The organism is Rhizobium sp. 01T444 (assembly GCF_056398305.1).
The window spans coordinates 67,807-80,280 of sequence record NZ_JBFTPD010000005.1 but is presented as its reverse complement, the minus strand read 5'-3'; the positions used below and the strand labels follow the sequence as shown (position 1 = coordinate 80,280).

At 62.2% G+C, this 12,474-nt stretch carries 13 protein-coding genes; 5 read left to right on the top strand and 8 right to left on the bottom strand.

Annotated features, from left to right (window positions below; genetic code table 11):
* The first annotated feature begins 153 nt into the window (after positions 1-153).
* Positions 154-1,059 carry a LysR family transcriptional regulator gene (locus tag AC1DTN_RS10415; RefSeq protein WP_310387302.1) on the top strand — a complete coding sequence of 302 codons (906 nt, stop codon included), beginning with the start codon at positions 154-156 and terminating at the stop codon, positions 1,057-1,059.
* On the opposite strand, the gene AC1DTN_RS10410 is transcribed toward AC1DTN_RS10415, so the two are convergent.
* Complete coding sequence (locus tag AC1DTN_RS10410; protein WP_477920768.1) at positions 1,048-1,998, bottom strand: alpha/beta fold hydrolase; 951 nt, start codon at positions 1,996-1,998, stop codon at positions 1,048-1,050. The two genes, AC1DTN_RS10415 and AC1DTN_RS10410, sit on opposite strands and share 12 nt — an antisense overlap.
* Before the next feature lie 232 nt (positions 1,999-2,230).
* On the opposite strand from AC1DTN_RS10410, the gene AC1DTN_RS10405 reads away from it, so the two are divergent.
* The 3 genes from AC1DTN_RS10405 (at position 2,231) to AC1DTN_RS10395 (ending at position 4,929) form a co-directional block, all read left to right on the top strand.
* Positions 2,231-2,671 carry a VOC family protein gene (locus AC1DTN_RS10405; RefSeq protein ID WP_113183435.1) on the top strand — a complete coding sequence of 147 codons (441 nt, stop codon included), beginning with the start codon at positions 2,231-2,233 and terminating at the stop codon, positions 2,669-2,671.
* An 83-nt stretch (positions 2,672-2,754) separates the two neighbouring features.
* A complete protein-coding gene (locus AC1DTN_RS10400) occupies positions 2,755-4,068 on the top strand; it encodes an epoxide hydrolase family protein (RefSeq protein WP_477920767.1) in 1,314 nt (437 codons plus the stop codon).
* A gap of 84 nt (positions 4,069-4,152) precedes the next feature.
* Positions 4,153-4,929 (top strand): hypothetical protein, encoded by a 777-nt coding sequence (locus AC1DTN_RS10395; RefSeq protein ID WP_439015762.1) that lies wholly within the window; start codon positions 4,153-4,155, stop codon positions 4,927-4,929.
* A gap of 141 nt (positions 4,930-5,070) precedes the next feature.
* Here AC1DTN_RS10395 and AC1DTN_RS10390 read toward each other — a convergent pair whose 3' ends face one another.
* The 3 genes from AC1DTN_RS10390 to AC1DTN_RS10380 are packed head-to-tail and all read right to left on the bottom strand — an operon-like array spanning position 5,071 to position 8,030.
* Complete coding sequence (locus tag AC1DTN_RS10390; protein ID WP_310387292.1) at positions 5,071-5,823, bottom strand: ABC transporter ATP-binding protein; 753 nt, start codon at positions 5,821-5,823, stop codon at positions 5,071-5,073.
* A complete protein-coding gene (locus tag AC1DTN_RS10385) occupies positions 5,817-6,887 on the bottom strand; it encodes a FecCD family ABC transporter permease (protein ID WP_477920766.1) in 1,071 nt (356 codons plus the stop codon). The genes AC1DTN_RS10390 and AC1DTN_RS10385 overlap by 7 nt, the downstream gene beginning before the upstream one ends.
* A 6-nt stretch (positions 6,888-6,893) precedes the next feature.
* Positions 6,894-8,030: an ABC transporter substrate-binding protein gene (locus AC1DTN_RS10380; protein WP_477920764.1), complete on the bottom strand. Its 1,137-nt coding sequence runs from the start codon at positions 8,028-8,030 to the stop codon at positions 6,894-6,896.
* 114 nt (positions 8,031-8,144) lie between these two features.
* On the opposite strand from AC1DTN_RS10380, the gene AC1DTN_RS10375 reads away from it, so the two are divergent.
* A complete protein-coding gene (locus AC1DTN_RS10375) occupies positions 8,145-8,930 on the top strand; it encodes a class I SAM-dependent methyltransferase (protein WP_477920763.1) in 786 nt (261 codons plus the stop codon).
* 26 nt (positions 8,931-8,956) lie between these two features.
* Here AC1DTN_RS10375 and AC1DTN_RS10370 read toward each other — a convergent pair whose 3' ends face one another.
* The 4 genes from AC1DTN_RS10370 to AC1DTN_RS10355 form a co-directional block, all read right to left on the bottom strand.
* Positions 8,957-10,825 carry an ABC transporter ATP-binding protein gene (locus AC1DTN_RS10370; RefSeq protein ID WP_477920761.1) on the bottom strand — a complete coding sequence of 623 codons (1,869 nt, stop codon included), beginning with the start codon at positions 10,823-10,825 and terminating at the stop codon, positions 8,957-8,959.
* A gap of 134 nt (positions 10,826-10,959) precedes the next feature.
* On the bottom strand, positions 10,960-11,379 hold the full coding sequence (locus AC1DTN_RS10365) for a GFA family protein (protein ID WP_477920760.1): 420 nt from the start codon (positions 11,377-11,379) through the stop codon (positions 10,960-10,962).
* 285 nt (positions 11,380-11,664) lie between these two features.
* The gene (locus tag AC1DTN_RS10360) at positions 11,665-12,138 is read right to left on the bottom strand and encodes a VOC family protein (RefSeq protein ID WP_439015755.1); all 474 of its coding nucleotides are present in this window, start codon (positions 12,136-12,138) and stop codon (positions 11,665-11,667) included.
* Positions 12,139-12,234: 96 nt separating this feature from the next.
* Complete coding sequence (locus AC1DTN_RS10355) at positions 12,235-12,444, bottom strand: DUF1127 domain-containing protein (RefSeq protein WP_439015754.1); 210 nt, start codon at positions 12,442-12,444, stop codon at positions 12,235-12,237.
* Between the last annotated feature and the right edge of the window lie 30 nt (positions 12,445-12,474).

The window sequence follows — 12,474 nt, the reverse complement described above, 5'->3', positions numbered from 1 at the left end:
TCTGACCCGCGCTGGATATCGATCGATACTATCGGCTGAAGTTCCGAAGGTTTAAGATTTTGCCGGGGGAAGGCTTCGGGACGAGGGCGGCGTATGGCGCGGCCCGTGGATGCCGGTGATCGGCTGCCTCTCCCTGTGGCAGGATGGGCAGGGATGGATCGGCTGGATGCCATGCGCGTGTTGCTTGCCGTTGTCGATGCCGGCAGTTTGTCGGCGGGCAGCAAGCGGCTGAATGCGCCGCTGCCGAGCGTCAGCCGCAAGGTGGCCGAGCTGGAGCGGTTGCTCGGCGCCAATCTCATCATCCGCACAAGCCGGAACCTGCAACTCACCGATGCCGGGCGCGACTATGTGGATGCGGCGCGCAAGATCATTGCAGAACTGGAGGAGGCGGAGCGCCGGGCCTCCGGTGAGTATCAGCGGCCGCGGGGAACGCTGACGATCACCATGCCGGTGGAATTCGGCAACCGTTATGTGCTGCCGATCGCGCTCGGTTTTCTGGCTGAGCATCCGGAGGTGTCTCTCAACCTTCTGTCGCTCGATCGCACCGTTCATCTCGTCAGCGAGCAGGTGGATATCGCCATCCGGCTGGGGGCGCTGGCAGACAGTTCGCTCTATGCCGCCAAGGTAGCCGAATTTCGGCTGCTGACTTGCGCGAGCCCCGATTATCTCGGGCGTTGCGGATGTCCGCAGCATCCGGGCGAACTGCCCGATCATGACGGTATTATCTTCAATAACAGGACCTTCTTCTGGACCTTCGATATCGATGGCCGGCCGGTGGAGGTGGTGCCGCGCCATCGCATCGAGGTCAATACGGCGGCGAACTGCGTTGCCGCCGCCGTCGGCGGAGCCGGTATTGCCAGGCTTTTCGACTACCAGGTCCCCGGCGAACTTGCCTCCGGGGCTCTGGTGCCGATCCTTGATGACTATGCCGGGGCGCCGCAGCCGATCCATATCGTCTATTCGCGCCAGGGCTTTCTGGCGCTCAAGGTGCGCTCCTTCATCGACTGGACGCTGCCGCGGTTGCGGGAGGCCTGCCGGACCTATGGCTCAATCCAGTAGGGCGCGGATTTCGGCAACAACCCGTTCCGGCGCCTGCAGGTGCGGATAGTGGCTGATGCCGGGCAGGATATCGAGTGTCGCGCCGGTCCTCTCGGCGAATTCCGCGCCCATCCGGCTGTCGATATAGATATCCTTTTCGCCCCATATCACCTTTACCGGCGTCTTGAGCTTTCCGAGGTTTGCTTCAAGCAGATCCTGATCGCGGGTGAAGGCCGCATAATAATGGTAGAAGGCATCGGCGGAGGTGAGGGCGCCATGGCTCCAGCCTTGGACCATGTCTTCCTTGACGCCGGCGGCGAGATCGAACTGCCTGTCGTCAGGCAGGCCACGCCGGTAAGCGTTCTCAAGGATTTCGTCGCTCGTCTGGTTCATGGCGGCGCGGGTCCTGGAAGCCGCCGGCTCGGCCTTCAGGTTCTGCAGGCGCTCATGCATATAGGCCGGCCGATTGAAGGGGGCGAAGTCGCCGACGATGATGCGCCTTGCGATATCGGGCTCGTCGATGGCCAGGAGCAGGGCGGGCAGGGCGCCGATATCGGCGGCGTAGATCGTCAGTGTGGATCGGTCGATGCCGGCCTTGTCGATATAGGCCTTCAGCACGCCGGCATAAGCACGCGGTGAATAGGAGAAGTTTTCGGCTGCGGGCCGAGATGACAGGCCATATCCCGGCCAGTCGAAGGCATGCACCTCGAATTCGTCGCCGAGCGCGGCTGCAATGTCGCGCCAGACGAGCGAGGTTTCGGGAAAGCCGTGCAGGAAGAGCACGGTGCCTTTCGGCGCCGGATTGTGCACGACGAGTCGCCGCAGCGTGATATCCCCGCCGACGGCAATGGTGCCGATTTCGGGGGTTGCGGCTTCGGTCGTGCCGGCACTTACGGGGGTGAGTGTGGCGCCTGTGATTGCAGCGGCTACGAGCAATGGTCCAAGTGATGATGTCAACATATCCGTTGTCCTTCCTCTCCGGCGGCCATGCTCGCTCAGAAGCCTCATGGCTGCGATCGGGGTGAATTCTCGATGACAAGGATCGTGCATCGCGCCTGCCGTCGGTAGACCGCGGCCATGAGAGTCTGCCTCTCATTTTCCCTCGGTACCGGGCGATCGGCCCGCGCCGTACATCATCGCCATCAGCGACGCCGGGGGATGGCCCCGCGTCCCCAAGAAAGGATGATGAGACATGAATGATATGACCGTAAATCTGACAATCGCTCAGCCCGAAAGGGTGCGCGGTCTGCCGGGTCACTCGACCGTTGGCACCGACAATCTCGAGGCTGCGGGGGAATTCTACGACAAGCTCATGGCCGTCTTCGGCATCGGCCGTTTTCTGGTCCAGCCGGGCCGGGCCGTCTATTACGGCGAGCGCACGCTGGAATTCGGCGTGGTGAAGCCCTTCGACGGCAGGCCGGCACGTGCCGGCAATGGCAGCATGGTGGCCTTCGAGGCGCGTTCCCGCGCAAAGGTGCGCGAGGCTCATGCAACGGCACTACAGGCCGGCGGAACGGATGAGGGCGCTCCGGGGCCACGCGGGGAGAATGGCGAGGGGCCTTACTGCGCCTATTTCCGCGACCCAGAAGGCAACAAGTTCCTGGTCTACCGCGCCGGGCCGGACGAAGCCTGAGATCGCTTCCGGCGCATTTCAGGCGCAAGATGTCAGGCGTCCGAAATGCGGCTGCGAACCTTCCGATGGAATGGAGGCAAGTCATGAAATCAGGGCAATCAATCGTAAGACTAGGCATGTCACGGCGTTCGCTCTTGTTTGCGGGCGCGGCGGCCGGGTTGACGGCGGTGCTGTCGTCGCCTGCGGGCGCGGCCGATCCCGTCGATGCAGAGGCGCTCGCTGGCGGAATCCGGCCGTTCCGGGCCGATATTCCCGAGGCCGCGCTTGCCGATCTCCAGCGTCGGCTTGCCGCCACCCGCTGGCCAGATGGTGAGACCGTGCGCGACCGTTCGCAGGGCGTGCAGCCGGAGAGGCTGAGGGCGCTGGTGGATGAGTGGCAGTCTTCCTACGACTGGCGCAAAGCCGAGGCGCGGCTGAACGGTTTTCCGCAATTCGTGACCGAGATCGATGGCATCGATATCCATTTCATCCATGTCCGCTCCCGCCACGAGAATGCCCTGCCGCTGATCATGACGCATGGCTGGCCGGGATCGGTCTTCGAACTGCTAAACGTGATCGGCCCGCTGACTGACCCGACCGCGCATGGCGGCACGGCTGACGATGCCTTCCATCTGGTGATCCCCTCGATCCCCGGCTTCGGCTTTTCCGGCAAGCCCAAGGAGACGGGTTGGAACCCGCAGCGCATCGCGACCGCCTGGGACACGCTGATGAAACGGCTCGGTTATACCAGCTATGTTTCGCAGGGCGGCGACTGGGGCGCGATCATCAGCGATGCGCTGGGGCGGCAGGCGCCGGAGGGGCTGCTTGGCATCCACGTCAACAGGGTCGAGCGCGCGACCACCTTTCCGCCGGATGCGGCGCAGGCGCTGATGAGCGGGGCGGCGTCGCCTGACAGCTTGTCGGCGGAGGAGAAAGTGATCTTCATGGAAGCCCGGGATTTCCTCGCCAATGGCTTCGGCTATGCCGCGATCATGGGAACCCGGCCGGAAACGATCGGCTACGGGCTTGCGGATTCTCCCGTGGGGCTTGCGGCCTGGCTCTATGACAAGATCGCCGACTGGGTGTTTACCCGCGGAGATCCTGAACAGGCGCTCGGCAGCCAGGCCATTCTCGACAATATCACGCTCTACTGGCTCACCAATACCGGGCCTTCGAGCGGGCGCATCTATTGGGAGAATGTCGCGGCCGGCGCAAAGCTGGAGCCGGTCAAGGTTCCGGTCGCGGTCACGGTCTTTCCCGGCGAGGTTTACCGGCCGCCGCGACACTGGCTCGGCAGAGCCTATCCGCAGTTGCTCTATTACAACGTGGCTGCAAAAGGCGGGCATTTTGCGGCTTGGGAGCAGCCGGAACTCTTCGCCCAGGAAGTCCGGGCCGCGTTCAGGACATTGCGCTCATAGGCAGATCGCATTTCCGCGAGCGTTTGGGAACATCGAGCTTTTTCGACCGTTTGCGATGAGGAAAGACCTGGAGGAGGAATCCCAATGAGTAATCTCCATAATGACAGCGCCCCCGAATTCTCAGGCGGCGGGGGCCGCAGTACGCTGACCGCTTTCTTCGACAGCCGCGATGACGCCGACAGGGCGATCGACCGGCTGAAGAACCTGGGTATCACCGGTGTCAGAATGATGCGGGGATATGAAGCGGATGGCGACAAGGCAGGCGTTGCCGGCGACGACCGCAGCGGTTTCTGGTCGAAGCTGGAGGACTGGCTGTTTCCGGATGAAGACCGGTCGGTCTATGCCGAAGGCCTGCGCCGGGGCGGCTTTCTGATCTCCGTCGAGGTCGATGATGCCACCTACGGTATCGCATACGACATTCTCGACGACGAAGGCTCCATCGACATGGACGAACGTGCGGACCTCTGGCGCGCAGAGGGCTGGAATATCAGCAAGTCGAACGAGGCTTTTGCAGCCTCGAAATATGATGCAAGCCAGGCTCGTGAAGCTGATGATGCCGAGCGTGCCCGGCAGGCAAGTGCTGTGCAGGATGACGTCTTTGCAGCCGGTGCGGCCGGTATGGCCGGCCCGGCCACGCCGATGGGACGTCATACCCGCCGGCTCGATCCGAATTCCCCGCGCGTTCGTGCCTATGATCTCAACGACGAGGCACCGCTCGATCAGGAACTGCGTGACGACATCATGCCGACCGGACATCACCGCACGGTGGAGGAATCCACGGAGCGCGCTGAGCGCGAGCTTCGCCAGGCTCAGGACGTGGACGGCATGCGGCAGGAGCAGACGCTGCCGCGCGGTCGATAATGGTCTGAAACATGGGCGCGCCGGATTTCCGGCGCCCCCTTAGAGCGGCGGAAGGAAAACGGAATCATCTCTGCCGCTTTAAGGTTTTTGTTCAAGCATCGGATTATCCGAAGGCCGCTTCCCGCTTTTGCGCGACATGCTTTAATGCGCGGTGCCGTCGACTATGACGTGGTCATGATCCCTGGAGCATTTCTCGATGCGGGCGTGGATCTTGTAGACCTCGCGCAGCATGTCGACGGTGACGACCTCGCGCGGCTTGCCGCAGGCGCGCATGCGGCCGTTCTGGATGATCAGTACCTTATCTGCGAAGCGCAGCGCCTGGTTCAGGTCGTGGATGGCGATCAGTACGATCATGCCGCGCTTGCGGGCCTGGCGCTGCATGAAATCAAGCACTTCCACCTGACGATGAAGATCGAGCGCGCTGGTCGGCTCGTCCATCAGCATGATCTCCGGCTCGCGCACGAGCGCCTGGGCGATGGAGACGAGCTGGCGCTGGCCGCCTGACAAGGCGCCGAGATCGCGGAAGGCGATCGCCTCGATGTTCAGCGCCTTCATGACGTCGTCGATGAGCCTGAGATCCTGATCGCTGACGCCCCAGGACTGGCCCTGCTTGCGGGCAAGCAGGATCGATTCATAGACCGTCAGCACCGCATTGGCCGAGGTATCCTGCGGCATGTAGCTGATGGCGTTCTTTGTCTTTGCGCCTTCGACCAGCACGTTTCCCGGCCCTTTCAGGAGGCCGGTGATGCGCTTGAAGAGGGTGGACTTGCCGGCGGCATTCGGGCCGATCACAGCGACGAGCTCGCCGGCCGTCATTTTGGGCGTCGTTACGTTTTCGACGAAGAGCTTGCGGCCGTGGTAGGCGCCGACCGACTGCAGCTGAAGCGCTACCATGAGCGGCTCCTGTTCGAGAGGATGAGCGAGAAGAAGAAGGGCACGCCGACCAGCGCCGTGATGATGCCGATCGGGAAGACGACGCCCGGAATGATCGACTTCGAGACGACAGAGGTCAGCGAGAGCAGCAGGGCGCCTGAAAGGATCGAACCTGGCAGGAAGAAGCGCTGGTCTTCGCCGAGGATCATGCGGGCGATATGCGGGCCGACGAGGCCGACGAAGCCGATCGTGCCGACGAAGCTGACGGGAACGGCCGCCAGCAGCGAGACGATGAGCATCGTTTCCAGCCGGATGCGGCGCACATTGACGCCGAAGCTCGCCGCCTTGTCCTCGCCGAGGCGGATCGCCGTCAGCGCCCAGGCATGGCGGGCAAAGAGCGGCAGGGCGAAAAGCAGCACGGCAAGCGTGATCCAGATCTTCGGCCAGGTGGCCTTGGTGAGGCTGCCCATGGTCCAGAAGACGACGGCCGAGAGCGCCTGTTCGGACGCAAGATATTGCAGGAAGGCGAGAGCCGCATTGAAGGTGAAGACGAGGGCGATGCCGAGCAGCACGACTGTTTGCACCGAAACGCCGCGCGCCTGCGAGATGAAATGGATGAAGAGCGTGGCGACGAGCGCCATGATGAAGGCATTGACCGGCACCAGAAGGCCAGCCGCGACCGGCAGGATTGGCACGCTGGTGACGATGGCAAGGGCCGCACCGAAGCTTGCGGCGGCGGAAATGCCTAACGTGAAGGGGCTTGCCAGCGGATTGGCGAGGATCGTCTGCATCTGCGCCCCGGCAACCGAGAGCGATGCGCCGACGACGATCGCCATGACGGCGACCGGCATGCGGATATCCCAGACGACGGCGCGGACCTGCGCCGAGACGGAGTCGGGATAGAGGAGGGCGGTGACGACCTCACCGAGGCCGTAGCGGGCCGGCCCCCAGGCGAGATCGACGGCGAAGGACAGGCAGAGCGCTGCCGTCATGGCAAAGAGGATCACAAGCTTGCGGCGGGCGAGGGCGCGGTAACGCGCCCCGCCTGCTTCTGCTTCGATCGGCACGGCGGCGATCTCTGCCATCTCGCCTTACTTTCCGGCCTTGGCGTCGACCCAGTAACCCGGCTGATAGGCGACGGGCAGGAACTTCTCGTGGAATTCCTTGAAGGTCGCATCCGGGTCGAGATCGGCAAAGAGGTCCGGGTGGAACCACTTGGCCATCTGCTGCACGGCGACGAACTGGTAGGGGCTCGTGTAGAACTGGTGCCAGATCGCATGCACATTGCCGTCGGCAACGGCCTTGGAACCGGTGAAGGCCGGGTTCTGCATCAGTGCGTCGAGCGCCTTGCGGCTGTCGTCGATGGTGGCGGCAGCGGCCGGACCGACATTGACGAAATCCTTGGCATCCTTGGTCTGGCTCCAGTTCGAGCCAGTGACGACGACGACGTCAGGATTGGAAGCGACGACCTGTTCGGCGTTGATCGAGCCGGTATAGCCGGGCAGGAAATCGGAACCGAGATTGTGGCCGCCGGCCCAATCCACCATCAGGCCGAAATTGTCGGGGCCGAAGGTGCCGCAGCACTCGACGAGGCCGGCGGCGCGATACATGAAGACATTAGGCTTCTTGGGGTTGGCTTCCTTCAGCTTGTCGGTGACGCGTGCCATCTGCTGCTTCCAGTAAGCGGCGACGGCCTGGGCGCGGTCTTCATGGCCGAAAAGCTTGCCGAGGATCTCCAGGCTCGGCTCGGTATTGTCGAGAATGTGCTCGCGGAAATCGATATAGACGATCTTCACCCCGATCTTGTTCAGCGTGTCCTCGAGCTTCACCTCGTCGGCGGCCTTCTTGTTGCCGATCGGCAGCAGCATGACATCGGGGTGAAGCGCCACAACCGTCTCGGTCTGCAGCGTGCCATCCGTCAGGTTGCCGAGGAAGGGCAGGTCCTTACCCCTAGGGAATTTCCCGACATAGGCGTTGAAGCCATCCTTGTCGGTCGTCCAGAGATCATTGCGCCAGCCGACGATCTTGGCGAAAGGATCGTCCTTCTCGATCGGGGCGACGGCATAGAGCATGCGGCCTTCGCCAAGGATCACGCGCTCGACCGGCTTGTCGAAGGTGACATCACGGCCCGCCACATCCTTGATAGTGAAGGGATCGGCAAAAGCCGAAAGTGGCAGCAGGCCCGCAACTGCAACTGCGGATACCGCAAGCAATTTCATAAATTTCATCTGGAAACTCTCCCCGTCCTTGGTAATGTCTCGAGGCATAGAAAAATTGACTTTTGGAATCAAGTTTTATGTTTTAGAGCTTTTCCAAAGTAGTGCAGTGCCGGGGTGAAGATGATGAACACGATGAACACAAATTATTCTATTCGCGATGAAATCCGGGACTTCTGGTCGGAAAGGGCGGCCACGTTCGACGAGAGCGTCGGCCACGAAATCTTTTCCGAAGCTGAGCGAAAGGGCTGGCAGCGGCTGATCCGCAAGCATCTCGGCGAGGGGCAGGGGCGTGCGGCACTCGACCTCGCCTGCGGCACGGCGGTCATTTCCCATCTCATGCATGGGGCGGGCTTCAAGGTGACCGGGCTCGACTGGTCGGATGCCATGCTGGCGCAGGCGCGCGCCAAGGCGAAGAAGCGCGGCACCGATATCCGCTTCGTCTCGGGCGATGCGGAAAACACCATGGAGGCCAAGGAAAGCTACGACGTGATCACCAACCGCCATCTCGTCTGGACGCTGGTCGATCCACCCTCGGCCTTCCGCGAGTGGTTCTCCGTGCTGAAGCCCGGCGGCAAGGTCCTGATCGTCGACGGCAACATGGGCAAGGAGACCTGGGTCAAGGGCCTGCAGAAGGTCTGGACGAAGTTGACCGGCAAGGCGCCGGCGAGCCACATGAAGCCCGAGATGATGGCTCGCCATCAAGCCATCCGCTCGCGCGTCTATTTCCCCAAACAGATGCCGGCCGAAGCGATCGTCGAGCTGCTGCGCCGGGCGGGCTTCGACAATATCGTCGTAGACCGCAAGCTCTCCGATATTCACTTGGCGCAGGCGCGCAAGATGCCCTTCCTGCGCGGGCTGGAGCGCATGGTGCAGGACCGTTTTGCGATCTGTGCGACGAAGCCGGACTGAGCTCCGGCAGCCCCCAGAGGAGCCAATTATTCCGACGTTGTCTCCTCAATCTCCTCCGGAATGAAGCCACCGGTCTGGCGTTTCCATAGGCGCGCGAAGAGGCCGTTGCCTTCGATCAGTTCTTCCGGCCGGCCTTCTTCGATGATGCGGCCGTGGTCGAGCACGACGATGCGGTCCATGCTCGATATGGTGGAGAGGCGGTGGGCGATGGCGATGACGGTTTTGCCTTCCATCACCAGGTTCAGACGCTCCTGGATGGCGGCTTCGGATTCGCTGTCGAGGGCCGAGGTTGCCTCGTCGAGCACCAGGATTGGTGCGTTCTTCAAAAGTACGCGGGCGATCGCCACGCGCTGGCGCTGGCCGCCCGAGAGCTTGATGCCGCGGTCGCCGACATAGGCCTCGTAGCCCTTGCGGCCCTCGCTGTCGGCGAGGTCGGCGATGAAGATATCGGCGCTCGCCATCTTCGCGACACTCTCGATCTCCTCCTGCGTTGCCTCCGGGCGGCCGTAGCGGATGTTGTCGCCGACCGAGCGGTGCAGCAGCGCAACATCCTGGGCGATGACGCCGATGGCGCGGCGAAGGCTCGACTGGGTGACTGAGCGGATATCCTGGCCGTCGATGAGGATCGCGCCGTCCTTGATGTCATAGAAGCGCAGGAGCAGATTGGCGAGCGTCGTCTTACCCGCGCCAGAGAGGCCGACGAGGCCGACTTTTTCGCCGGGACGGACGGTCAATGACAGGTTGTCGATGACGGGCTTGCCGGATTTGTAGGCGAAACGAACGTCGTCGAAGCGGATTTCACCGTTCGGGACGACAAGGTCCTGCGCATCCGGCCGGTCGGTGATGGTGGGCGGTGTCGTCATGACCGGCATGGCGTCCTTGATCGTACCGATCGCCTGGAAAATCTGCTGGCCCATTTGCAGGAACGTAAACGTGTGACCGGATAGCCGGTTGAGAACATAAACGGCGGCAGTGAATTCGCCGATCGTGACGAAGCCATCAACGAGCCCGGTAAAGCCGATCGACAGGATGGCCAGCCAGTGCATCACGTTGAGGACGACGACGATGACCTCTGCGGTCCGATAGATGCGCTGTTCGCTTTGTTGGGCCTTGATCGCCTTGCCGATGATACCTCGGATAGCGCCCGCCTCGCTGTCTTCGGCGGCGAATTGTTTCACCATCTGCATATTGGCGTAGAGATCGGTAACGGCGCCGGAAATCAGGCTGCGGCGCTTGGCGGAGCGGCGTGCTCGTTCGGTGAAGACAGGTGCCAGTCTGACCGCGAGCAGCACGTTGAGCGTGATCCATACGATGGTCGGCAGCGCAAGCTGCCAGGAGAGTGCGCTCAGAAGGATGACGGAGCCGACCATCTGCATGATGAAGCGCGGGATGGACTGGAAGGCGGACATAACCTGCTGCTGGACGGCGGACGCCACCTGCTGCAGGCGCGAGGCGACCTGGCCGGCATAGAGATCGTGGAAGAAGGCGAGATCCTGCCGCTCCACCGCTCTGTGGCCCTGCCACTGGATGGCCGCCGGCATGCCGATGCCGAGCGTATGCGAATTCAGCGTATTGACGAGGAAGGAGGCAATCGGGATGGCGGGGAAAAGCATCAGGCCGAGCAAGATCAGCAGCGGCCGGTCATTGTGCAGGAAAGCGGAGGCACCCTGCTGCGTGACGCCATCGACGATGACCGACAGGCCCCAGACGATCGTCAGATTCATGGCCTCGATCGCCATGGTGCAAAGGGCGAGCGCGATCAGGATGCCGCGAAACATCGAGATGAAGTGCAGGAGCACTGTCACCGGCCCTTTCGACGGCAACGGTCGGTAGGGAATATCGAGTGGGCGGATCAGGTTTTCGAAGGGGCGGTAGATCGCATCTGAAATCGACATAATCGACTTAAGCCTTTTGGGTCTGACATCGGAGAAGGGCGGGCGTATCAGGCGACGCAGGCCGCATGGAATCATCTTCCGGCTGCAATCTCAATTAGAAATTTTAGAAATCTTTGTGATCACAGGGCGAAACATCAGCTCGACCGCCGCGCAGCGCTGCCTTGCTGGAAGTGCTCGCCGGCAGCTTCGAGCTGCACCCAATGGTGCTTTGACTGCTCGAAGATCGATTTGGCGGGCGCCGGGAATTGACTCCCGTCGGTCAGCGCTCCGAGAGCGACGCCGATCATTGAGGGCAGGTTTTCGGCCTTCCAGTAGACCGATGAGCCGCAATTCGGGCAGAAGTAGGTATGCACCTTTCCGCCGCTTGCCGCATCGCGGGTGTATTGCTTGCCGAAGCCACACACGGTGACGGCTTCGGCCGGATAGAAGGCGCCGGCGCCGAAGGGGGCGCCTGTTCGTCTCTGGCATTCGATGCAGTGACAGGCGATCACCACATTTGGTTTCTCCGGCAGCGCCAGTCTGAGCGCGCCGCAACTGCATTGGGCATTGGCCATCGGGAGACTCCTGTTTCGCGAGGGGGGAAGATTTCGGGGTTTGTGGGGAGATGCCGGGGCGCGGAGCTGAATTCGCTCACCTTGAAATGACGGCAGTGCCGTCAGCGGCGGCACCTTTCCGGAAGTGCCATAAGCGAGAGATCAAGCTGAACACGCCGATAATAGACCATGCTCGAAGCGATTCTGCTCGGAAAGCCGATGCCCGTGGAACAGGCCCGGCTTTTGTTCGACGGATCAGACCAGTCGGCCTGGCATCGTGATCCTGCAATTGCAGGACCTGCCGCCTCAGCCGCGACGAGCTGCCTCTATTGCCGCGACGTCGATCTTGCGCATGGTCATCATCGCGTCGAAAGCACGCTTTGCCTCGGCCCCGCCTGCCTGTATCGCTTCCATCAGGGCGCGCGGTGTGATCTGCCAGGAGACGCCCCATTTATCCTTGCACCAGCCGCATTCGCTTTCCTGGCCGCCATTGCCGACGATTGCGTTCCAGTAGCGGTCGGTTTCTTCCTGATTTTCCGTCGAGATCTGGAACGAAAAGGCCTCGCTATGCTTGATCGAGGGGCCGCCATTCAGGCCGATGCAGGGAATGCCGGCAACCGTGAATTCCACAACCAGCACCTCTCCCTGCTGGCCGGCCGGATAGTCGCCGGGGGCGCGATGAATGGCGCCGACTTTGCTGTCCGGAAAGATCCCGGCGTAAAAGCGGGCGGCCTCCTCGGCGTGCTTGTCATACCAGACACAGATCGTGTTCTTGTGCATCGCGCGGTCCTTTGGTGTTTTCCCCTGATGGCAGTGACATAAGGGACAAAGCGGTTTTCTCCAGTCCAAGCGCGCCATTTTAAAAAATTGCGGCTGCTATCCCCAGAACCATGATTTGTTGACCTCCGTCCTCGCCTCTGATGGGGTGAGGCCGATATCGCGGAGCGCGTCGTCGGACAGGCAGGAGAGCGCCAGCCTCTCGCGGCGCTTGTTCAGGTAAAGGCGGATGCCCATCAGGCAGCGGCGTACGACGCCACCGGTCGGGGCGCGATCTAGAGTTCTCGATATTTCCACGTTAGTCGTCATCAGGCATCTCCAGCACTCGTCTTGGACGCC

What these genes read in the sequence shown, in the direction of transcription:
- AC1DTN_RS10415 (WP_310387302.1), top strand. Translation starts at nt 154, where the DNA reads ATGGATCGGCTGGATGCCATGCGCGTGTTGCTTGCCGTTGTCGATGCC.
- AC1DTN_RS10410 (WP_477920768.1), bottom strand. Translation starts at nt 1,998, where the DNA reads ATGTTGACATCATCACTTGGACCATTGCTCGTAGCCGCTGCAATCACA.
- AC1DTN_RS10405 (WP_113183435.1), top strand. Translation starts at nt 2,231, where the DNA reads ATGAATGATATGACCGTAAATCTGACAATCGCTCAGCCCGAAAGGGTG.
- AC1DTN_RS10400 (WP_477920767.1), top strand. Translation starts at nt 2,755, where the DNA reads ATGAAATCAGGGCAATCAATCGTAAGACTAGGCATGTCACGGCGTTCG.
- AC1DTN_RS10395 (WP_439015762.1), top strand. Translation starts at nt 4,153, where the DNA reads ATGAGTAATCTCCATAATGACAGCGCCCCCGAATTCTCAGGCGGCGGG.
- AC1DTN_RS10390 (WP_310387292.1), bottom strand. Translation starts at nt 5,823, where the DNA reads ATGGTAGCGCTTCAGCTGCAGTCGGTCGGCGCCTACCACGGCCGCAAG.
- AC1DTN_RS10385 (WP_477920766.1), bottom strand. Translation starts at nt 6,887, where the DNA reads ATGGCAGAGATCGCCGCCGTGCCGATCGAAGCAGAAGCAGGCGGGGCG.
- AC1DTN_RS10380 (WP_477920764.1), bottom strand. Translation starts at nt 8,030, where the DNA reads ATGAAATTTATGAAATTGCTTGCGGTATCCGCAGTTGCAGTTGCGGGC.
- AC1DTN_RS10375 (WP_477920763.1), top strand. Translation starts at nt 8,145, where the DNA reads ATGAACACGATGAACACAAATTATTCTATTCGCGATGAAATCCGGGAC.
- AC1DTN_RS10370 (WP_477920761.1), bottom strand. Translation starts at nt 10,825, where the DNA reads ATGTCGATTTCAGATGCGATCTACCGCCCCTTCGAAAACCTGATCCGC.
- AC1DTN_RS10365 (WP_477920760.1), bottom strand. Translation starts at nt 11,379, where the DNA reads ATGGCCAATGCCCAATGCAGTTGCGGCGCGCTCAGACTGGCGCTGCCG.
- AC1DTN_RS10360 (WP_439015755.1), bottom strand. Translation starts at nt 12,138, where the DNA reads ATGCACAAGAACACGATCTGTGTCTGGTATGACAAGCACGCCGAGGAG.
- AC1DTN_RS10355 (WP_439015754.1), bottom strand. Translation starts at nt 12,444, where the DNA reads ATGACGACTAACGTGGAAATATCGAGAACTCTAGATCGCGCCCCGACC.